Origin of the sequence: Agrobacterium sp. SOY23 (genome assembly GCF_027212525.1) — a bacterium.
In the GTDB taxonomy this organism is placed as follows: domain Bacteria; phylum Pseudomonadota; class Alphaproteobacteria; order Rhizobiales; family Rhizobiaceae; genus Agrobacterium; species Agrobacterium tumefaciens_I.
The window spans coordinates 1,007,525-1,027,437 of the sequence record NZ_JAPWDT010000001.1 but is presented as its reverse complement, the minus strand read 5'-3'; the positions used below and the strand labels follow the sequence as shown (position 1 = coordinate 1,027,437).

Annotated in this window: 20 protein-coding genes; 10 read left to right on the top strand and 10 right to left on the bottom strand. The window is 59.8% G+C overall.

Annotation, left to right across the window (positions count from 1 at the left end):
• Positions 1-84 precede the first annotated feature (84 nt).
• The gene (locus tag O3S81_RS05055; RefSeq protein ID WP_269341338.1) at positions 85-885 is read left to right on the top strand and encodes a DUF72 domain-containing protein; all 801 of its coding nucleotides are present in this window, start codon (positions 85-87) and stop codon (positions 883-885) included.
• 6 nt (positions 886-891) lie between these two features.
• Here the strand turns inward: O3S81_RS05055 and dusA are convergent, their stop codons facing one another.
• Positions 892-1,902, bottom strand: coding sequence for a tRNA dihydrouridine(20/20a) synthase DusA (dusA, locus tag O3S81_RS05050; protein ID WP_269341337.1), 1,011 nt, complete (start codon positions 1,900-1,902; stop codon positions 892-894).
• Between the two features lie 138 nt (positions 1,903-2,040).
• On the opposite strand from dusA, the gene O3S81_RS05045 reads away from it, so the two are divergent.
• A complete protein-coding gene (locus O3S81_RS05045; RefSeq protein ID WP_269341336.1) occupies positions 2,041-2,730 on the top strand; it encodes a fumarylacetoacetate hydrolase family protein in 690 nt (229 codons plus the stop codon).
• A 31-nt stretch (positions 2,731-2,761) separates the two neighbouring features.
• On the top strand, positions 2,762-3,292 hold the full coding sequence (locus O3S81_RS05040) for a gamma carbonic anhydrase family protein (RefSeq protein WP_269341335.1): 531 nt from the start codon (positions 2,762-2,764) through the stop codon (positions 3,290-3,292).
• Between the two features lie 43 nt (positions 3,293-3,335).
• Here O3S81_RS05040 and zur read toward each other — a convergent pair whose 3' ends face one another.
• From zur to znuC, 3 genes are read right to left on the bottom strand one after another with little or no spacing between them, the layout of a single operon-like run.
• A complete protein-coding gene (zur, locus tag O3S81_RS05035) occupies positions 3,336-3,749 on the bottom strand; it encodes a zinc uptake transcriptional repressor Zur (RefSeq protein WP_269341334.1) in 414 nt (137 codons plus the stop codon).
• Positions 3,746-4,564, bottom strand: coding sequence for a zinc ABC transporter permease subunit ZnuB (gene znuB / locus O3S81_RS05030; RefSeq protein WP_269341333.1), 819 nt, complete (start codon positions 4,562-4,564; stop codon positions 3,746-3,748). The genes zur and znuB overlap by 4 nt, the downstream gene beginning before the upstream one ends.
• Positions 4,557-5,486 (bottom strand): zinc ABC transporter ATP-binding protein ZnuC, encoded by a 930-nt coding sequence (gene znuC / locus O3S81_RS05025; RefSeq protein ID WP_269341332.1) that lies wholly within the window; start codon positions 5,484-5,486, stop codon positions 4,557-4,559. The genes znuB and znuC overlap by 8 nt, the downstream gene beginning before the upstream one ends.
• Positions 5,487-5,590: 104 nt before the next feature.
• Here znuC and znuA point away from each other — a divergent pair, with 104 nt between their 5' ends.
• Positions 5,591-6,580, top strand: coding sequence for a zinc ABC transporter substrate-binding protein ZnuA (gene znuA, locus O3S81_RS05020; protein WP_269341331.1), 990 nt, complete (start codon positions 5,591-5,593; stop codon positions 6,578-6,580).
• Positions 6,581-6,692: 112 nt separating this feature from the next.
• Here znuA and O3S81_RS05015 read toward each other — a convergent pair whose 3' ends face one another.
• Positions 6,693-7,745, bottom strand: coding sequence for a LacI family transcriptional regulator (locus O3S81_RS05015; protein ID WP_269341330.1), 1,053 nt, complete (start codon positions 7,743-7,745; stop codon positions 6,693-6,695).
• A 491-nt stretch (positions 7,746-8,236) separates the two neighbouring features.
• Between O3S81_RS05015 and O3S81_RS05010 the strand changes: the two genes are divergently transcribed.
• From O3S81_RS05010 to O3S81_RS05000, 3 genes are all read left to right on the top strand, one after another.
• Positions 8,237-10,702 (top strand): beta-mannosidase, encoded by a 2,466-nt coding sequence (locus O3S81_RS05010; protein WP_442864867.1) that lies wholly within the window; start codon positions 8,237-8,239, stop codon positions 10,700-10,702.
• Positions 10,703-10,826: 124 nt separating this feature from the next.
• Positions 10,827-11,858 carry an L-glyceraldehyde 3-phosphate reductase gene (gene mgrA, locus O3S81_RS05005; RefSeq protein ID WP_269341328.1) on the top strand — a complete coding sequence of 344 codons (1,032 nt, stop codon included), beginning with the start codon at positions 10,827-10,829 and terminating at the stop codon, positions 11,856-11,858.
• Between the two features lie 191 nt (positions 11,859-12,049).
• The gene (locus tag O3S81_RS05000; protein ID WP_269341327.1) at positions 12,050-12,373 is read left to right on the top strand and encodes an RcnB family protein; all 324 of its coding nucleotides are present in this window, start codon (positions 12,050-12,052) and stop codon (positions 12,371-12,373) included.
• A gap of 66 nt (positions 12,374-12,439) precedes the next feature.
• Here O3S81_RS05000 and gndA read toward each other — a convergent pair whose 3' ends face one another.
• From gndA to ccoG, 5 genes are all read right to left on the bottom strand, one after another.
• Complete coding sequence (gene gndA, locus O3S81_RS04995; RefSeq protein WP_269341326.1) at positions 12,440-13,870, bottom strand: NADP-dependent phosphogluconate dehydrogenase; 1,431 nt, start codon at positions 13,868-13,870, stop codon at positions 12,440-12,442.
• Between the two features lie 152 nt (positions 13,871-14,022).
• Positions 14,023-14,184 (bottom strand): cbb3-type cytochrome oxidase assembly protein CcoS, encoded by a 162-nt coding sequence (gene ccoS / locus O3S81_RS04990; protein ID WP_269341325.1) that lies wholly within the window; start codon positions 14,182-14,184, stop codon positions 14,023-14,025.
• The gene (locus O3S81_RS04985) at positions 14,181-16,472 is read right to left on the bottom strand and encodes a cation-translocating P-type ATPase (protein ID WP_269341324.1); all 2,292 of its coding nucleotides are present in this window, start codon (positions 16,470-16,472) and stop codon (positions 14,181-14,183) included. Before O3S81_RS04985 ends, ccoS begins: the two co-directional genes overlap by 4 nt.
• Entirely contained in the window at positions 16,469-16,969 is a 501-nt protein-coding gene (locus O3S81_RS04980; RefSeq protein ID WP_269341323.1) for a FixH family protein, read from the bottom strand. The genes O3S81_RS04985 and O3S81_RS04980 overlap by 4 nt, the downstream gene beginning before the upstream one ends.
• On the bottom strand, positions 16,966-18,549 hold the full coding sequence (gene ccoG / locus O3S81_RS04975; RefSeq protein WP_269341322.1) for a cytochrome c oxidase accessory protein CcoG: 1,584 nt from the start codon (positions 18,547-18,549) through the stop codon (positions 16,966-16,968). Before ccoG ends, O3S81_RS04980 begins: the two co-directional genes overlap by 4 nt.
• A gap of 121 nt (positions 18,550-18,670) precedes the next feature.
• Here ccoG and O3S81_RS04970 point away from each other — a divergent pair, with 121 nt between their 5' ends.
• From O3S81_RS04970 to O3S81_RS04960, 3 genes are read left to right on the top strand one after another with little or no spacing between them, the layout of a single operon-like run.
• A complete protein-coding gene (locus tag O3S81_RS04970; RefSeq protein WP_269341321.1) occupies positions 18,671-19,075 on the top strand; it encodes an SRPBCC family protein in 405 nt (134 codons plus the stop codon).
• 11 nt (positions 19,076-19,086) lie between these two features.
• Complete coding sequence (locus tag O3S81_RS04965) at positions 19,087-19,443, top strand: VOC family protein (protein ID WP_269341320.1); 357 nt, start codon at positions 19,087-19,089, stop codon at positions 19,441-19,443.
• A 16-nt stretch (positions 19,444-19,459) separates the two neighbouring features.
• Entirely contained in the window at positions 19,460-19,906 is a 447-nt protein-coding gene (locus O3S81_RS04960) for a VOC family protein (RefSeq protein WP_269341319.1), read from the top strand.
• The last annotated feature ends 7 nt before the right edge of the window (positions 19,907-19,913 follow it).

Here is a 19,913-nt window from a genome sequence, read left to right as displayed (position 1 = left end):
TATCAGCGGTTTGAGGCTGCGGAGCCATTCGCTGCCTGTTCAAGGAAGAATTCAGCCATCGAGGCGTCAGTGGAGGAACAGCATATGTCGACATCAGGAACGATCCGCACCGGTATCGGCGGCTGGACTTTCGAGCCCTGGGAAGGCACGTTTTATCCGGAAAAATTGCCAAAGAAGCGCCAGCTCGAACATGCCAGCCGGCAATTGACGGCAATCGAGGTGAACGGCACCTATTACAGCAGCCAGAAACCGGAAACCTTCGCCAAATGGGCCTCCGAAGTGCCGGAGGATTTCATCTTCTCGCTGAAGGCGAGCCGTTTCGTCACAAATCGCAGGGTTCTGGCCGAGGCTGGTGAATCCATGACGAAGTTCCTGACGCAGGGTCTGACGGAACTCGGCTCCCATCTCGGCCCGATCCTCTGGCAGTTCGCGCCCACAAAAAAATTCGATGCGGATGATTTCGGCGCCTTTCTGGCGCTGCTGCCGGAAAAACAGGATGGCATTTCCCTGCGGCATGTGGTCGAGGTTCGCAATGAAACATTCCAGGTACCGGAATTCATCGATCTCCTCGCCAAACACAAGGTTGCCGTCGTCTGCGCCGATCATCACGATTATCCGATGCTGCCGGACGTAACCGCCGATTTCGTCTATTGCCGCCTGCAAAAGGGCGAGGACGAAATCAAGACCTGTTATCCGCAGACCGGGATCGGCCGTTGGGCCAAACGGGTCAAGACCTATGCGGCGGGTGGCGTGCCTGACGATCTGCCGTTGATCGCGCCCGAGCGCAAGGTCGAAAAGACGCCACGCGACGTCTTCGCCTTCTTCATCACCGGCGGCAAGGTCAATGCGCCTGTTGGTGCGCAAGAACTGCAAAAAGCGGTCTGAGCCCCCTCAGCCCGCCAGTTCTTTCGTCGGATTGAAATCGATGGCGGCAAAAGCTGCCTCGATCACCTCCGGCCCCGCACCCGGCCGGGTGGCATCGCTGGAGAGGATTTGCCGGAAACGGCGCGCGCCCGGCATGCCCTGAAACAGGCCGACCATGTGGCGGGTGACGTGATTGAGACGTCCACCTGCGGCAATATAATCAGCGGCGTAAGCCATCATCGCGTCCCGCAGCGCCATCCAGTCATATTGGCGGGCTTCCTCGCCATGGATGCGATGATCGACATCGGCAAGGATCGAGGTGTTGTGATAGGCGGCGCGGCCGAGCATCACGCCGTCCATATGTTTCAGGTGCTCGCTTGCCTGATCGAGATCGGAAATACCGCCATTGATGCCGATGAAGACGCCAGGATTTTCCCGCTTCATGCGATAGACGAGATCATAGTCGAGCGGTGGAACCTCGCGGTTCTCCTTCGGCGAAAGCCCCTGAAGCCAGGCTTTGCGCGCATGAACCCACACCGCATCCGCACCGGCCGCAACCACCCGCGCCAGAAAATCCGGCAGCACGGCTTCGGGTTCCTGGTCATCAACGCCGATACGGCATTTGACCGTGACCGGCACAGCCGCAACCGCTTTCATCGCCGAAACACATTCCGCCACGACATCCGGCTCACGCATCAGGCAGGCGCCGAAGGTACCGGATTGCACCCGGTCCGAAGGGCAGCCGACATTGAGGTTGATCTCGTCATAACCGTAATCACCGGCGATCCGCACCGCCTCTGCAAGCTTGGCCGGATCCGATCCGCCAAGCTGCAGCGCAACGGGATGTTCCTGCGGATGATAACCGAGCAACCTCTCGCGCTGGCCATGAATGATGGCGTCGGCAACGATCATTTCGGTGAACAGCAAGGCGCGCTTCGACAATTGCCGGTGCAGAAATCTGCACCTCGTGTCGGTCCAGTCGATCATAGGGGCCACGGCGAAGATTTTTTCGCCGCTGGCAAGCGCTTGTCTGTACATGGGTAAACCTCTTTGCGCCGGCTTCTACAGCAAAGGACCGTAAAAAGCCAGTTTTGCAGGCAAGGTCATTTTCAACTGGAAATCGCCCCGGAATCGCGGGACAAGACTTGCAGCTTAAAGAGACGACAGGAAATCCCCATGGCCGCCACCGTCATCCCCGCTCCGAAACCCGTTCTGCTGCCCGTCGAGGGCACGGAAGACATGTTCCCCGTGCGGCGGGTCTATTGCGTCGGCCGCAACTACGCCGATCACGCCATCGAGATGGGCCACGATCCCTCGCGCGAGCCGCCCTTTTATTTCCAGAAGAACCCGGACAATCTTCTGCCCGCAGGCAATGATTTCCCCTACCCGTCGCTGTCCTCCAACGTGCATTACGAAGTCGAATGTGTCGTGGTCCTGAAGAGCGGCGGCGCGGATATCCCGGCGTCGGAGGCGCTGAACCATGTCTGGGGTTATGCCGTCGGCATCGACATGACCCGTCGCGATTTGCAGGACGGGCTGAAGAAAATGGGCCGCTCCTGGGAAGGCGCCAAGGCGTTTGAACATTCCGCACCGGTTTCGGCCATCGTTCCCGCCGAGAAGATCGGCCATCCCTCAACCGGCGCGATCTGGCTCGATGTCAACGGCGAACGCAAGCAGACAGGCGATCTCGCCCAGATGATCTGGAAGGTGCCGGAGGTGATTGCCGAGCTTTCCAAGCTGTTCACCCTTGCCGCCGGCGATGTGATCATGACCGGCACGCCAGCCGGCGTCGGCCCCATCGTGCACGGTGACAGGATAGATTGTGGCGTCGACGGTGTCGGCACGCTCTCGGTCAAGATCGCCTGATCGGCAGGAAACGCAAAGGGAGGACACCGCCATGCCGCTTTACCGCCTCGCCGATCGGGTACCACAAACCCCTGCCCCGGATCATTACTGGGTTGCACCCGATGCCAATGTCATCGGTTCGGTCACGCTCGGCGAAGATGTCGGCATCTGGTTCGGTGCGACGCTGCGCGGCGATAACGAGCCGATCAGCATCGGCCGCGGCACCAATATTCAGGAAGGCGTTATGGTGCACAGCGATCCCGGTTTTGCCGCGACCATCGGTGAAATGTGCACCATTGGCCACCACGCCATCGTGCATGGCTGCAGCATCGGCGACAATTCGCTTGTTGGCATGGGCGCAACGATTTTGAACGGCGCAAAGATCGGCCGCAACTGCCTCGTCGGCGCCAACGCGCTGGTGACGGAGGGCAAAGAGTTTCCGGACAATTCGCTGATCGTCGGGTCACCGGCGCGGGCCATCCGCACGTTGGATGACGAAACCATTGCGGGCCTTCGCCGCTCGGCGGAAAAATACATCGAGAACTGGAAGCGTTTTTCGAAAGATCTGGCGATCATCGAATAAAGACGGATGGCGGGCAGCTCGCGCCCGCCTGCTTCAAATCAACTTATGCCGCGCAGGCGGCGCAGAGACCGCGAATCTCAATCGTGGTCTTTTCTGCCTTGAACTTGCTGTCCTTCACCCAGCGCTCCAGACGGTGGTCAATCTCGTGATCGTGGAACTCCGTCACCTGCCCGCAGGATTCGCAGATGGCAAAGGCCACGGTTCCATGGTGGTGCGAGCAGCATTCGGCCTGCGTATGGGTGCAGGCAACGAAGGCATTGAGGCTTTCCAGCCGGTGCACAAGGCCGAATTCCACCAGCTTTTCCAGCGCCCGGTAAACCTGCAGCGGTGCGCGAAACCCGTCGTCGCGCAGCTTGTCGAGGATCATATAGGCGCTGAGCGGCTGATGCGCGTTTGAAAGGGCATTCATCACCAGCGACTGGTTTTTGGTGAGGTTCGGCTGGGTCTGCGCATTCATGATTTGCCTCCTTCATCCGCGGAGCGGGAAAAACCCGGCTCCGGCAACAGGCTTATAACGAACAGGATCACCGCAGCAACCACGATGGATGGGCCGGACGGCGTATCATAGGTGAGCGAACCGAACAGGCCGCCGACAACAGCAACCGCGCCGATCAGCGAGGCCACAATCGCCATCACCTCCGGCGTGCTCGAAAAACGCCGCGCGGTCGCGGCCGGTATGATGAGCAGCGAGGTGATGAGCATGATGCCGACCACCTTCATGGCAATGGCGATCACCAGCGCCATCAGCAGCGTGAAGATGAGCTTCGCCCGCTCCGGGTTCAGCCCCTCGGCTTCCGCCAGTTCCGTATTGACCGTGGAAGCGAGCAGTGACCGCCACAGGAAAACCAAGGAGACGATGACCACCAGCCCGCCGCCCCAGATCAGCGCGATATCGCTGCGGGTGACAGCAAGAATATCGCCGAACAGGAACGAGACGAGATCGATACGCACCCAGCTCATGAAGGCGACGATGACAAGGCCGATCGCCAGTGCCGAATGGGACAGGATGCCCAGCAGCGCATCGGCGGAAAGTGCCTGCCTGCGTTGCAGAAAGATCAAAAGAATCGAAACGGCCAACGCCACCAGAAAGACGCTGACGATGAGGTTGAGCTGCAAAAGCAGAGACAGGGCAACACCGAGAAGCGCCGAATGGGCCATGGTGTCGCCAAAATAGGCCATACGCCGCCAGACGACGAAACAGCCGAGAGGACCGGCGGTGAGTGCGACACCGATGCCGGCGACCATGGCGCGAGTGAAGAAATCGTCAAACATGGCGCTCTCCCTGCCGCTGGTCTTGGGGCGCATGGTCCCCATGGTCATGGTCTTCGCCGCAGCCGCATTCGCCATGGCCATCCTGATGGTGTCCGTGGTCATGATGATCATGCGCGTGATGGTGCCCGTCTTCGGGGTGGCAATGGTCCGTCACCGTTCCATCCGCATGCTGCACCCGGCCATCCGGCAGATGGGTGTGATCGTGATGGTGACTATAGACCGCCAGTGCCTTGGCCGCCGCGCCGCCGAACAGCCGCATATATTCCGGGCTCTGGCTCACCGCCTGCGGCGTGCCGCGGCAGCAGACATGGCCGTTCAGGCAGATGACCGTATCGGTTTCCGCCATCACAACATGCAGGTCATGCGAGATTAACAGAATTCCACAATCATTTGAATTTCTGATATTTTTTATCAGATCATAGAGCGCGATCTCGCCGGAGAAATCAACACCCTGAACGGGTTCGTCGAGAACCAGCAGATCGGGCTTGCGGGCAATGGCGCGGGCCAGAAGCGCCCGCTGGAACTCGCCGCCGGAAAGATGCTGCACCTCGGCATTGGCAAGATGCGCGATGCCCGTAGCATTCAGTGCCGCATCGATTTCCCGCGTAGGCAGCGGCCCGGTCAGTGTCATCAGCCTCCGCACGGAAAGCGGCATGGTCCAGTCCACCGAAAGCTTCTGTGGCACATAGCCAACCTTCAGGCCGGCCTTGCGCGCGACCTTGCCCTCGCTCGGTTTCACCACCCCGATCGCCATTTTTGCGCTGGTGGATTTGCCGGAGCCGTTCGGGCCGATGAGCGTGACGATCTCGCCCTTGCTGACGGAAAACTCCACGCCGCGCACCAGCCAGCGGCCGTTGCGCTGCACGCCGGCATTGGCGAGGGAAACCAGTATCTCGTTGCCCCTGTGGGCGGAATGAAGCATGGGATTGTCCGTTCGGCGATGTTGCCTACCGCTATTGCATACGTTATAGAGTTACGCAATAAATGTAATAACATAACTATACTTGTTCAAGTGGAGTGCATTTCATGAAATCGATCCTGATCCCGCTCGTGGCGTCGGCTGCAATAGCGGCCGCCGCTTCGGGCGCCACCGCCGCGCCCGATGTCGTGGTCTCGATCAAGCCCGTCCACTCCCTAGTTGCCGCCATCATGAAAGGCGTGGGCGAACCGCAGCTCATCGTCGACGGCGCGGCCTCGCCGCACACCTATAATCTCCGGCCGTCGAATGCACGCAAGCTCGAAAAGGCGGATGTGGTGTTCTGGGTGGGGCCCGGACTGGAAGCCTTCCTGCAAAAGCCGCTGGAGGCCCTGGCGAGCAAGGCAACCGTAGTGGAACTGGAAGATGTGAAGGGTCTCGAAAAGCTGCCCTTCCGCGAAGGCGGCCCTTTCGAGGCGCACGATGACGGCGAAGAAGGCCATGAGGCGCATGACGGCCACACCGAAGGCGAAGCTGTGCATGATCACGGACACGACCATGGCGATGCCGATGAGCACGAGCACGGCGCCTATGACACCCATCTGTGGCTGGACCCCGCCAACGCCAAGGCCATGGCCCAGGCGGTCGAAACAGCGCTGATCGCGGCCGATGCCGGCAATGCCGCGACCTATCAGGCCAACACCAGGAAGCTGATGGATGATCTCGATGCGCTCGACGCCGAAGTCGCGGAAACGGTAAAACCGGTGAAGGACAAGCCCTTCATCGTCTTCCACGATGCCTATCAATATTTCGAGCATCGTTATGGCGTGAAAACCGCAGGATCGATCACCGTCAGCCCCGAAACCCTGCCGGGCGCGGATCGCGTCAAACAGATGCAGGAAAAGGTGCGCCAGCTTGGTGCGACCTGCGTTTTCGCCGAACCGCAATTCGAACCGAAACTGGTCTCGGTCATCACCGAAGGCACGCCAGCAAAATCGGCTACGCTCGATCCGGAAGCGGCGACACTGGAGCCCGGCCCCGATCTCTATTTCAAGCTGATGCAGGGCATTGCCGGTTCGCTCAGGAACTGCCTGTCCTGACATGAAATTCTGTCTCCGTCATTCCGGCTCCGGGCCGGCATGACGGAGACGTAAGGGTTGGCAGACAGCCACGCCGGCCAAGGCAGCATATCGCCTTACCGGAGAGCCTGACCTACGGCTTCGGCGCCATCGAAGACCAGACCGGCCTGCTGATGCTTTGCAACGTTTCCGCAGCCTCACCGTTGATGCGGGCCAGCAACGCCTTGGCAAGCTCCCTGCCCGCCAGCTTGATGTCCTCGTTGACGGTGTGGATCTGCGGCTTGATCCAGTTCAGGAACTCGGCCGACTGTTTCGAGACGATATCGACATCCTCGCCGATCTTCACTCCCGCGGCTTCGAAACCCGCCACCAGCGCGATGGTGCTGCTGCCGCTGATCGAGACGATCCCATCAGGGCGATCATCGGACTGCATCAGCGTCCGGCCGAAATCCCGGATTTTCTCAAGCGGCGTCTCGATGGTGACGGCATCCAGCGGAAATTCGGTGAGCCCAAAATCCCTGATCGCCCGATTGAAACCCTTGCGGGCATGGTCGTGAAACGAAAAGCGCGATGGCGGCACGATGACGGCGATCCTCTTTCGCCCGCATTGCGCCAGCCGCTCGACCGCCTCGTAGGCATAGGCCTCATTGTCGAAATCGTGAAAGGCGTGTTCAATGCCCATATCCGAACGGCCATGGGTGACGAAGGGCATGTTGCGCTCCGTCATGAAACGGACACGCGGATCATTGGGCTCGATCTTGGAAATGATAACGCCGTCCGCCGAGCCGGTCTCAAGAATGTAGCGGATCGGCACCATGGAATCCTTGGCATGGATGTGGGGCGTGACGACAAGGTGATATTGCGTGGTGGAGAGAATCTCGGTGATGCCGAACACCATCTGGCTGGTGAAACCCATCAGCTCCTCATCGACACTCAGCACCAGCGCGATGACATTGGTCTTGCCGGTGCGAAGACGCACGCCGGCGCGGTTCGGCTGGTAGCCGATCTGCCGGGCGATGAGCCGCACACGCTCCTTGGTTTCGGCGCCGATATCCGGCGCATCCTTCAGCGCGCGCGAGACGGTGGTGATGCCAAGGCCCGTCATATAAGCGATGGTCTTCAGGGTTGGGCGCTCGCCCGTCGTTGCAGGTGTATCGCCCCCGCCGGATTTGCCAGTATCGTTCATGTCATTTCGCCACACTTTACCGAACGATAATCATAGATAGCTTTTGCTCCATTGCAAAGGCAAAGGTCGCCAATCGCCCGGTCGATCTCATCCACGTAGCCGACAACTCAGCTATAACGATATAGTTACGAAAAATACGCCCCGCTGACGTCACCACTTTATCGGCCAGTCGCCCTGGATATCGGGGCGCTTCGATCCTTATTTGTTGGATGAAAAAACAATGCTAAATATTGTATATGTATAGATAAAAATACTTCTATTTATAGCTTATCCATCTCAATACGCCGAGACTACGGCCAGAGACATTTTTCACACCCTCCCTTGCCAACCAAAGGCATGACGGCACGATTGTTTTACGGTAACGTTGCCGGAGGGAGGAAATCGCAAAGCCGGATAAGCTTGGTGACAAGCGTCGTGCGGGTATTCATCCTCCCCAGATTCTGACACAAGCCGGCACCATAATGCCGGCTCGTCTTCGTTGAATTCATATTATGCAGGGTCCGATCATGATCTCTTCTTCCACGCCCGAAACCGTCATCGATCTGGCCGGGCCCTGGCGCCTGAGTTCGGTGGAAGGAGATCATGCCACCACGCTTTCCGTTCCGGGCGATATTCACACGGCGCTCAAAAATGCCGCCATCATTCCCGACCCCTATCACGGCGCCAATGAGAAGGCCGTGCAATGGGTGGCGCAGCAGGACTGGATCATCGAGCGTACCTTCATCCTCGATGACGCAGATGCCAGCTGGTACCTCGATATCGATTATCTCGATACCGTCGCCATCGTCTTCGTCAACGATATCCCGATCTTGAGCGCCGACAATTGCTTCCGCCGTTACCGGCCCGATATTTCCCGTGCCGTGCGGCCGGGTGAAAACACCATCCGCATCCACTTCCATTCCAACATCACGGCCGGCGCCGAGCGGCAGGCGCGGCAACCCTTTTACATTCCCTATCACGAAGGCAATTCGCCCATCGCCAATGGCAACATGCTGCGCAAGCCGCAATGCCACTTCGGCTGGGACTGGAACATTGCGATTGCCCCGCTTGGCCTCTACGGGAAAATCCTGCTGAAGCGACTTGATACGGCCCGTATCGAACATGTTGTCACCTCCCAGCACCATGTCGAAGGCGGCGTCGAGCTGCATGTGGCCATCACGCTCTTTGCCGAGGGTCCGGCAAGTCTGCCGATCTATCTGTCACTCAACGATGAAAGGCTGCGGCTTGATTGCGGCGTCGGCGCGGGCGAAACGGTGGTGCACCACGTCTTTTTCATCGAAAATCCGGACCTCTGGTGGCCGGCCGGCAGTGGCGAGCAGACGCTCTACAACCTGACGGTGGAACTGCCTGACGAAACCGTCACCCGCCAGATCGGCTTCAGAACCATCGAACTTCTGACCGACAAGGATGAGGCCGGCAGCCGCTTCGCCTTCCGCATCAATGGCCGGGAGATATTCTGCCGTGGTGCCAACTGGATTCCATCAGATGCGCTTTATTCGCTGACCAGCCGGGAGAAGACGGAAGACCTCCTCTGCTCAGCCGTCGAAGCCAACATGAACATGATCCGTGTCTGGGGCGGCGGATTTTATGAGGAGGAATGGTTTTACGATCTCTGCGACCGTCTCGGCCTGCTCGTCTGGCAGGATTTCATGTTCGCCTGCAATCTCTACCCTTGCAGCGAAGACTTTCTCGACAATGTCGAACACGAGGTCGATTATCAGGTGAAACGCCTGTCCTCGCACCCCTCCGTTGCGCTCTGGTGCGGCGATAACGAGCTGGTCGGCGCGCTGACCTGGTTCGATGAATCCCGAAACAATCGCGACCGCTATCTCGTGGCTTACGACCGCCTGAACCGCACCATCGAAAGAGGCCTGAAAAAGGCCGCCCCCGAAGCGCTCTGGTGGCCATCGAGCCCTGCCTCGGGTTATCTCGATTATGGCGATGCCTGGCATGCGGATGGCTCCGGCGACATGCATTACTGGTCCGTCTGGCACGAGAACAAGTCGTTCGACAATTACCGTTCGGTGAAACCGCGTTTCTGCTCCGAATTCGGTTTCCAGTCCTATACATCCATGCCGGTCATTCGCACCTATGCGGAGGACAAGGACATGAACATCGCCTCCCCGGTCGTCGAGCTGCACCAGAAGAATGTCGGCGGCAATGAACGCATCGCCGGCACCATGTTCCGCTATTTCCGCTTCCCGAAGGATTTCGAAAACTTCGTCTATCTGAGCCAGGTCCAGCAGGCGCTGGCCATCCGCACCGCCGTGGACTACTGGCGCTCGCTGAAACCCCATTGCATGGGCACGCTTTATTGGCAGCTGAACGACACCTGGCCGGTCGCATCGTGGTCAAGCCTCGATTATGGCGGCGGCTGGAAGGCGCTGCATTATGCCGCCCGCCGTTTCTTCCAGCCGGTGGCGGTCTCGGCCATCCCTTCGCAAGCTGGACGCCGGGTGAATTTCTCCATGGTCAACGACACGGCGGAGGACGTCGAGATCGACATGAATATCGTTGCGCTGACCATGAACGGCAACCGCGTGCCGTTGAAATCCGCCAATGGCACTTGCACGAGCGACAAGGCCGCGACGCTGACCGATATCGACATGGACAGCCTGCCTGATGGCGCGATCCTTGCCTGGAACTTCATTGCTTCCAACGGCATGACCGGCGAAGGCCACCATGTGCGCGACACCTACAAGGCGCTGGAGCTTCAGCCCGCCGGCCTGACCTTTACGACAAACACCTTGAAAAACGGCCAGTTCGAAATCGACGTCTCGGCAACCGGTCTCGCACTCTTCGTCATGCTGGAGGCGGACCAGCCCGGACGTTATTCGGACAATCTGTTCGATCTTTCCGCTGGCGAGACCCGCCGCATCATCTTCACCCCGAAGGCGGCCGGCCCCCAGCCGCATTTCCGCGTCTTCGATCTTCATACCTGCCAATCCTCGCATTGAAACGATGCGGAGAAAGGCATAACCATCGCTCTTAAGAAAGGTGGGCGCCACGCGCCTGCCGTCGCCTATTCAAAGGGGTGCCGGGTTCTCCGGCAGCCAGTCATCAGCAAGTGGAGGAAGACCCATGGTTTGGCAACCGGCCGAAAACCGATACGCATCCATGAAATACAATCATTGCGGCAAGACCGGCCTGAAACTGCCGGCGATTTCGCTGGGGCTCTGGCACAATTTCGGCAACGACACGCCGCACCAGACCAAACAGGCCATTTGCCGCCGTGCCTTCGATCTCGGCATCACCCATTTCGATCTCGCAAACAACTATGGCCCGCCGCCCGGCAGTGCCGAAACCGCTTTCGGTGAAATCCTCAAGACGGATTTCAGAGGTTATCGCGATGAGATGATCATCTCCTCCAAGGCCGGTTACAACATGTGGCCCGGTCCCTATGGCGAATGGGGCAGCCGCAAATATCTGATCGCCTCCTGTGACCAGAGCCTGAAGCGCATGGGGCTCGATTACGTCGATATCTTCTATTCCCACCGTTTCGACCCCAATACGCCGCTTGAGGAAACCTGCGGTGCGCTGGACCAGATCGTGCGCTCGGGCAAGGCGCTTTATGTCGGCATCTCGTCCTACAATTCGAAGCGCACCCGTGAGGCCTCCGCCATCCTGAAGGACCTCGGCACGCCCTGCATCATCCACCAGCCGAGCTATTCGATGATCAACCGCTGGATCGAGGAAGATGGTCTCGTCGACACGCTGGAAGAGCTGGGCATCGGCTCCATCGTCTTCTCGCCGCTGGCGCAGGGCATGCTGACGACGAAATATCTGGGCGGCGTACCGCAGGGCAGCCGCGCATCGCAGAGCAAGTCGCTGAACCCCGCCTTCCTCAATGAACGCAATGTCGAGAACATCCGCGCGCTGAACAGCATTGCCGAACGGCGCGGCCAGACGCTGGCGCAGATGGCGATCGCCTGGGTGCTGCGCGGCGGCCGCATCACGTCGGCACTCATCGGTGCAAGCCGTGTGGAACAGGTCGAGGATTGCGTGAGGGCACTCGACAATGCCGATTTCTCCGTCGAGGAACTGGCCGAAATCGACCGTTACGCCAAGGACGCGGATATCAACCTCTGGGCAAAATCCGCCGAGCGCGTTTGATGCATTAAACAGACCGTCCGGCCTTCGCCGGGCGGTCTTGACCTGTAAAAGCGCGACGTAAATCCGCAACTGAAAGATTAACGACCGCGCCTAACCGTTAACAACCATTACATAATTGTAATTTTAAATTCAGTTTCCGTTCATTCGTTTATTCGTAGGTTCTTCTCATCGAAACCCGAGAGGAAGCATCCATGAAAAAGTTCGTCACCATTCTTCTGGCCGCCACCGTTCTTGCAGCTCCGATGGCGCAGGCGCAAAGCCGACACGATGATCGCCATCGCGGTGTCACCGTCGAACGTCACGTCACCAAGAAGGTCATCGTCAAGAAGCACCGCTGGGATCGTGGTCAGCGCCTTTCCGCTCGTGAACGTCGCAACATGGTGGATCGTCGTGATTATCGCCGTTACCATCTGGCCGAGCCGCGCCGCGACCAGCGCTGGGTGCGCGTCGACAACCAGTTCCTGCTCATCAATGCCGTCAGCGGCCTGATCGTCGGCCTCGCCGCCGCTCGCTGAGTAAATCCACAGCCGAATGAAAAAGGCCCGCTTGCGCGGGCCTTTTGTCGTTTATCGTTTAGCCGATCAGAAAATGTCGGCGCCGCTGCCCCAGGGGCCGTGCGGCTTGTCCACACCGTCGGTGCGCTCGAAGCCATGGGCGCCGAAGAAGTCGCGCTGCGCCTGGATGAGGTTGGCGCTGCCGCGGCCACGGCGATAGGCATCGAAATAACCAAGTGCCGAAGCCAGTGCCGAAACCGGCAGGCCCGACAGCACGGCGTAGGAAACCACACGGCGCAGCGGCGCGTCGGTATCCTTGACGATGCTGGAGAAGGCCGGCGTTACGATGAGGTTGGCCACATGCGGATCCTTGGTGAAGGCCGAGGTGATCTCATCGAGGAATTCCGAACGGATGATGCAGCCGGCGCGCCAGATGCGGGCGATCGTCGGCATCGGCAGGTTCCAGTTGAACTCCTTGGAAGCTGCCGACATGATGGCAAAGCCCTGCGCGTAGGCACCAACCTTGGCGGCCAGAAGCGCGCTTTCCAGATCGGCGATAAACGCCTTTTTGTCGGCGGGTGCTGCTGCAAGCGTCGGCAGGCCGAAGATTTTCTCGGCAGCCTCGCGCTCATCCTTCTGCGAAGACAGGATACGGGCAGCTACAGCCGCTTCGATGGCGGTTGCGGCGACACCCATGTTCTGGGCTTCGATGACCGACCACTTGCCGGTGCCCTTCTGGCCGGCCTTGTCGAGGATCAGATCGACCATCGGCTTGCCGGTGATCGGATCGGCTGCGCGCAGAACCTTCTCGGTGATTTCGATCAGGTAGGAATTCAGGCGGCCCTTGTTCCATTCGGCGAACACATCGGCGATTTCGACGGCGCTCATCTTCAGGCCATCACGCAGGATGCCATAGATTTCGGCGATCATCTGCATGTCGGCATATTCGATGCCGTTATGGATGGTCTTGACGAAATGGCCCGCACCGTCATTGCCGAGCCATGCCACGCACGGATCGTCATTATACTTGGCGGAAATGGAGGTCAGCACCTTCTCGACGCGCTTCCAGCTGTCCTCGGTGCCGCCGACCATGATCGACGGTCCGTGACGCGCACCTTCCTCACCGCCGGAAACGCCCATGCCGATAAAGGTCAGACCGCTATCCTTGAGGTTATCGAAACGGCGGATCGTATCGCGGAAATTCGCGTTACCCGCATCGATCATGATATCGCCGTTGGCCAGATGCGGCTTCAGGATTTCCATCTGCTGGTCAACCGGGTCACCGGCCTTGATCATGATGATGATCGGGCGCGGAGGACGAATGGCGGCGACAAATTCCTCAATGGTTTCGCAGGGGATCAACTGTCCCTGCAACTCACCCGCCTCGGCGTAGAATTTTTTCGTCGCTTCAGGGGTTCGGTTGAATACGGCAATCTTGTTGCCCTTTTCCGCGATGTTCAACGCCAGGTTCGAGCCCATGACGCCGAGACCGATCAAACCGATTTCTGCCTGTTCCAAGGGATGTGCCTCCATCTTGCTTTTTGGTGGTCGTGTTGTGGCACTGTAATCACCAAACGGCAAGGCTGGGGGCGACTGAAACGATTAAATTTTGATGACGCAAATCAGCTTTGCATATTTGCAGCAGGTCGAAGGAGCAGTTGCGCGAGCTCTCAAGATGGCGGTCGGGGCCGGTCATCGCCATCGTCTATGACCCGCCAGGCCGCCCCGTCCATATCCTCATATTGACCCGAGCGCACCGACCAGAGAAAGGCGAAAAGCCCAAGCGCGCCCAGGAACAGCGCGACGGGAATAAGATAGATCAGCATGTTCATGCCAGTTGCGCCCCCTCGCCCACAAATCCCGCCTTCGCCTCATTTTGAGGACGGACGGTGTCTGCCGCACCGGCAAGGCGCAACGCATTGGCGACGACGATCAGCGACGATGTCGACATGGCAATGGCCGCGATCATCGGCGTTGCATAACCGGCAATCGCGATCGGCACGGCGATGACGTTGTAGCCGATAGCGAGCGCGAAGTTCTGCCGGATCAGCCTTCCGGCCCGCTGCGATGTCTCGATCGCAAAAGGCACGGCGTCGAGATCCTCCTGCATGAACACGAAATCGGCGGCCTGCCGGCCGATATCGGCGGCGGTGGCGGGCGCCATCGACACATGGGCGGCGGCGAGCGCCGGCGCGTCGTTGATGCCGTCTCCCACCATCAGCACCCTGCGCCCCTCACCGGCAAGTTCGGCGCAGCGCGCCGCCTTATCCTTCGGCGACAGGTCCGCGCGCCAGTTGCCGATCCCCAGCCGCTGCGCCATGGCCTTGACCGCTGCCGCCCGGTCACCCGAGACGATTTCCTGCAAAAGGCCCCGCACTGAGCGGCTGCGCAATGCCGCAACCGCACCCGCGCGCGGATTATCCTCGAAGCCGAAGCTCGCCAGAGGCCGGCCATCAAGAGACAGCACCACTTCCGAACGGGCCGCGCCAGTCTCCAAAATCGCTTCATCAGGGCAGGCGAAACGGCGATTGCCGAGCCGGTAGCTTCCCGCTTCCGTCTCGGCTTCGACGCCGGAGCCCGGAATTTCGCGCACTGCCTCATAGGCCGGCAAGGGCCCGCCATAGGCGGCATACAGGGCTTTCGAAAGGGGGTGACGCGAATGGGCGGCGAGCCCCGCCGCAATCGCCATGGTGGCGGGCTTTATATCGCCGGCATCGACCAGTCTCGGTTTGCCGATGGTCAATGTGCCGGTCTTGTCGAACAGCACGGTGTCGATTTCGGCCAGACGCTCCATGGCCGAGCCTTCCTTGACCATGATGCCGTGCCGGAAAAGCCTTCCGGCGGCCACCACCTGCACGACGGGAACGGCAAGGCCAAGCGCACAGGGGCAGGTGATGATGAGAACGGCAATGGCGATCAGCATCGCCTGTTTCCAGTCGCCGCCGAAAATGTCCCAGCCGAGAAAGGTCATCAGCGCGAGAAGATGCACCACGGGCGAATAATAGCTCGCAGCGCGGTCGGCAATGCGGCGGTAACGCGCGCGCCCTCCCTCGGCCGCCTCCATCAATCCGATCACTTCCGACAGGAAGGAATCCTTTGCCGAGGCGGTCACCCGGGCAATCAGCGAGCCGGTCAAATTGAGCGTGCCTGCCTGCAGGCTATCACCCGCTGCAACACGGCGCGGCGCGCTTTCACCATTGACGATGGACATGTCGAGATCGCTGCTGCCGGAGATGACCACGGCATCCACGGCCACCCGGTCACCCGCCGCAATCGCAATCGACATTCCGGGTTCGATATCCGCAAGCGACCGGTAGTCTCGCACCCCATCCTCACCGATCACCGTTGCGCCGCGCGGCGAAAGCCGGGCAAGCCCGGCAATGGCCGAGCGCGCCTTGTCGCGCATGATGTGATCCAGCGTGCGGCCGATCAGCAGGAAGAACAGCAGCGACACGGTCGCGTCGAACCAGGCATGTTCGCCGTGATGGATCGTCTCCCACAGCGAAACGGCATAGGAGAGCGTAATGGCAAGCGCGATCGGCACATCCATATTGGTGCGGCCGTGTTTCAGCGCATTCCAGGCCGACTGGTAAAAGAAACGCCCGCCATAGATCAACGCCGGCGCGGCGATCATTGCCGAAATCCAGTGGAACATGTCACGCGTCGCCGCATCCGCCCCCGACCAGACGGAGACGGACAAAAGCATGATATTGGCCGAGGCAAAACCGCAAAGCGCCACGGCCCTGATCAGCTGCGAACGCAAGGCGTCGGAAGCATCCAGCCCACTGGCGAAAAGATGCGTTCGGTATCCCGTCGCAAGAATGGCACGGGCTAGATCGGCGGGATCGGTCCTGACGCCATCGACCTCCTCTTTCCAGACGATGGCAACACGTTTCGACGACAGGTTCACCCGCGCCCGCTCCACTTGCCGCAGACGACCGAGCGCGGTCTCGATGGTGGTGATGCAGGCGCCGCAATAGACATCCGGCACGCTGAGATCGGTCTGGCGCAGCCCCTGCCCCAGATCGCGGCTTGCCAGCAACAATTCCTCCGACGATGGCGGATTGACCGGTTCGCCGAGTTGTAGCGATCCTTCCGTTCCCGGTGCACAGCAGCTCATTTGCGCCCCCTGATGACGGCGATCCGCGTGCCCTCATGCACGATGATCCGCCCGTCCTTGACGGCGGTGACCTCGACGATCCACTGGCCCGGCAGCATGTCATGCGCGCCGATGAAGACGCCGGTGGAGGCCGGGGTCAGCTCCATGTCGAAATTCTGGTTTTCCCCAACCGGCCGGCGGAAATGCGCCGTCACGCTATCCGTATCGACGGGGCCTTTTTCCGGATGGAAGACCTCGTAGCGCACCGTCTTTTCATCCACCACGAGCCTTCCCTTGATGCCTGTTGCCGCCCTTGCCTTGGCGGCCTCCGCCTTGGCGTTGAACTGCTGGCTGGCCACATAGGTGTTGGGCACCACAAGCCCGCTCCAGCTGTGAACCGCATTCCACGCCATGATCATGTTGACGGTAATGATGGTGCCGAAGAACAGCAGCATGACGCCGAGCATGTGCCAGCCGGTGAAAACGAAGCCGGAGGCGCGTTGATTGTTCACTGTCATTTTTTCACTCCCGGAGCATTAAAGACGGCATCGTAACGGGCCGTTTCATGGCCGCCCGTATCGCTGACGATGAATTCGAAATTTTCCGCCGCACGTGCGACATCCCTGCCCGGAAGGGTGACGAAGACCTTCAGCGTCGTCGCCTCATCCGGCTCCACCGTCACTTCGAAGGCGCGAGCAACCGTATCCGGCATGCCGTTTATCTTCATCACCGCATTCGGAATGCCTTCGATCGTCAGGCTCATCGTGCGCGGCTGCGGCACCATGTTGAGAATGCGCACCGTATAGCCGTTGCGGATCGAGCCGTTGGATTCCAGCACATATTGAGGATTGCGGTCATGCAGGACGTTGAGCGCCAGCCGCTCGCGCGTCACCAGCGCAAACAGCATGCCGATGCCGACAGCAGCCCATATTGCCGTGTAAAGCAGCGTGCGTGGCCGGAAGACGATGCGCCAGTTGAAGTGGCGGACGCTCTTTTTGAAGCTGCCATCCTCCTCGCGCACATTGGCGGGACGGATGGCGTGCTGGCCGTTGCCGGTCGCGAGTGCCATGTTGGACTGGTATTCGGCGAGCGTCGCATAGGCGATCAGCCCGCGCGGCTTGCCGATCTTGTCCATCACCCCGTCACAGGCATCGATGCAGAGCGCGCAGGTGATGCATTCCAGCTGCTGCCCGTCGCGGATGTCGATGCCCATGGGACAGACTGCAACGCAGGCGTTGCAATCGACGCAATCGCCGATGCTCTCGCCTGCGGCCGCAGCCTTCTTGGCGTGCCGCGAGCGCGGTTCGCCGCGCCAGTCATTATAGGTGACGACCAGCGAATTCTCATCCAGCATCGCCGCCTGGATGCGCGGCCAGGGACACATATAGGTGCAGACCTGCTCCCGCATCAGCCCGCCGAAGACATAGGTGGTGGCGGTGAGGATGGCGACGGTCGAATAGGCGATCATCGGCGCCTGCCCCGTCACGAATTGCATCGCCAGCGTTGGCGCATCGGCGAAATAGAAAATCCAGGCGCCACCGGTCAGGACGCCGATCACCAGCCAGATCGCATGTTTCAGCACGCGCTTGCGCAATTTGGTGAATGTAAAGGGCGCGGCGTCCAGTTTCATGCGGGCGTTCCTGTCACCCTCGATGGCCCGTTCGACGACGAGGAAAAGGTCCACCCAGACGGTCTGCGGACAGGTGTAACCGCACCATGCGCGCCCGACCGCGGAGGTGACGAGGAACAGTCCCAGCCCGGCCATCACCAGCAGGCCGGCAACAAAGAAGAATTCCTGCGGCCAGATTTCGATGAAGAAGAAATAAAAGCGTCGGTTGGCGATATCGATCAATACCGCCTGATCGGGCGCATAGGGGCCACGATCCCAGCGCAGGAACGGCGTCAGATAATAGATGCCGAGCGTGACCAGCATCACCAGCCATTTGAACCGCCGAAACCTGCCCTCGGCACGCTTGGGAAAAATCTTCCTGCGCGCTTCGTAAAGAGGTTTGCGCGTTTTTGCGGAATTGACGGCTTCCGCCTCCAGCCTTTCGACGGGCTGTTGCGGGCGGTCCTGTCCGGCGCGATAGATGTTCATGGCAAGGTGTCCGTTTTTATCTCCTTGCTTTCTCCCATCTCCCCGGTGAAACATCCTTGACTTACATCAAGTGACGACAAAGTGGCGCAGTCAGAGGAACGCGCCGCCAAGGGAGGATGAAATGCCTGTCATGCAGTCGAGAATCATTCATCTGTCTGTCGAAAAACCCTGGGCCCAGGTCTACGACTTCGCCGCCGACCCGCAGAACATGCCCCGCTGGGCCGCGGGCCTTGCGGGCGGCTTGAAACCCGATGGTGAGGACTGGATCGCCGAGGGCGGGCCGCTCGGCGAAGTGCGCGTGAATTTCGCGCCCCACAACGAATTCGGCGTCATAGATCATGTCGTGACTTTGCCGGACGGATTGAAGGTCTATAACGCGCTGCGGGTCACCCCGAATGGCAGCGGCACGGAAGTCAGCTTCACGCTGCTTCGCCTTCAGGGCATGACGGATGAGGATTTCGAGCAGGACGCCAAGGCCGTCACGGCCGATCTGAAAACGTTGAAAGAACTGCTCGAAGCGGATTGATGGAGTAAATGATGACAGAAAATGCCAACGACCGGCGCATCGACTATGTCGAATTCAACGTCGCCGATATCGAGCGCAGCAAGGAGTTTTATGGCAGTGCCTTCGGCTGGACCTTCAAGGATTACGGTCCGCAATATTGCGAATTTTCCGATGGTCGGCTGACCGGCGGTTTCACCACCACCGCGCCGGTTTCGGCCAAGGGCGGACCGCTGGTGATTCTCTATGCCATCGACATCGAGGATGCCCAGCGCCGCGTCGAGGCAGCCGGCGGCCAGATCAGCGTCGCGCTTTTCGAATTTCCCGGCGGCCGGCGTTTCCATTTCACCGATCCGGATGGATATGAACTGGCCGTCTGGTCGAAAAACTGATCGGCAGGAGCCCGCCATGACTTTGACAACGCCGCCTTTTTTGTTGGTCGGTATCGATCATATCGTCTTCATCGTCGACGACATGATGCGGGCGCTCGATTTTTACCGGAACGTGCTGGGGTGTAGGGATGGTTACTCTTACCCCGCTCTCGGGATGGAACAGGTCTGGTGCGGAAATGCCTTGATCGTGCTGTGGGATATCACGCACCCCGGCGGCACAAAGGCTGCGCCGCCCGTCGCCGGAGGTCGTAATGTCGATCACATCTGCATAGCGACCGGTCCTCTGAACCATGATGCGCTTCGCGCACATCTGGCGAAATTTAACGTCACGATAGAACACGAAGCCTTTCACGGCGGCGCGAGAGGAATGGGACATTCGTTCTATTTCCGTGATCCCTTCGGCAACAAGATCGAGCTGAAGGGACCAGCCGAATATCCGGATGGACGCGCGGAAAACGCCTGATCTGAAC

Coding starts and splice junctions, on each gene's coding strand:
- znuB (WP_269341333.1), bottom strand. CDS start 4,564: ATGTTTGACGATTTCTTCACTCGCGCCATGGTCGCCGGCATCGGTGTC.
- O3S81_RS04965 (WP_269341320.1), top strand. CDS start 19,087: ATGACAGAAAATGCCAACGACCGGCGCATCGACTATGTCGAATTCAAC.
- ccoG (WP_269341322.1), bottom strand. CDS start 18,549: ATGAACATCTATCGCGCCGGACAGGACCGCCCGCAACAGCCCGTCGAA.
- O3S81_RS04985 (WP_269341324.1), bottom strand. CDS start 16,472: ATGAGCTGCTGTGCACCGGGAACGGAAGGATCGCTACAACTCGGCGAA.
- O3S81_RS05055 (WP_269341338.1), top strand. CDS start 85: ATGTCGACATCAGGAACGATCCGCACCGGTATCGGCGGCTGGACTTTC.
- O3S81_RS04980 (WP_269341323.1), bottom strand. CDS start 16,969: ATGACAGTGAACAATCAACGCGCCTCCGGCTTCGTTTTCACCGGCTGG.
- mgrA (WP_269341328.1), top strand. CDS start 10,827: ATGGTTTGGCAACCGGCCGAAAACCGATACGCATCCATGAAATACAAT.
- dusA (WP_269341337.1), bottom strand. CDS start 1,902: ATGTACAGACAAGCGCTTGCCAGCGGCGAAAAAATCTTCGCCGTGGCC.
- O3S81_RS04970 (WP_269341321.1), top strand. CDS start 18,671: ATGCCTGTCATGCAGTCGAGAATCATTCATCTGTCTGTCGAAAAACCC.
- znuA (WP_269341331.1), top strand. CDS start 5,591: ATGAAATCGATCCTGATCCCGCTCGTGGCGTCGGCTGCAATAGCGGCC.
- O3S81_RS05010 (WP_442864867.1), top strand. CDS start 8,237: ATGCAGGGTCCGATCATGATCTCTTCTTCCACGCCCGAAACCGTCATC.
- O3S81_RS05045 (WP_269341336.1), top strand. CDS start 2,041: ATGGCCGCCACCGTCATCCCCGCTCCGAAACCCGTTCTGCTGCCCGTC.
- zur (WP_269341334.1), bottom strand. CDS start 3,749: ATGAATGCGCAGACCCAGCCGAACCTCACCAAAAACCAGTCGCTGGTG.
- O3S81_RS04960 (WP_269341319.1), top strand. CDS start 19,460: ATGACTTTGACAACGCCGCCTTTTTTGTTGGTCGGTATCGATCATATC.
- znuC (WP_269341332.1), bottom strand. CDS start 5,486: ATGCTTCATTCCGCCCACAGGGGCAACGAGATACTGGTTTCCCTCGCC.
- O3S81_RS05015 (WP_269341330.1), bottom strand. CDS start 7,745: ATGAACGATACTGGCAAATCCGGCGGGGGCGATACACCTGCAACGACG.
- ccoS (WP_269341325.1), bottom strand. CDS start 14,184: ATGAACATGCTGATCTATCTTATTCCCGTCGCGCTGTTCCTGGGCGCG.
- O3S81_RS05000 (WP_269341327.1), top strand. CDS start 12,050: ATGAAAAAGTTCGTCACCATTCTTCTGGCCGCCACCGTTCTTGCAGCT.
- O3S81_RS05040 (WP_269341335.1), top strand. CDS start 2,762: ATGCCGCTTTACCGCCTCGCCGATCGGGTACCACAAACCCCTGCCCCG.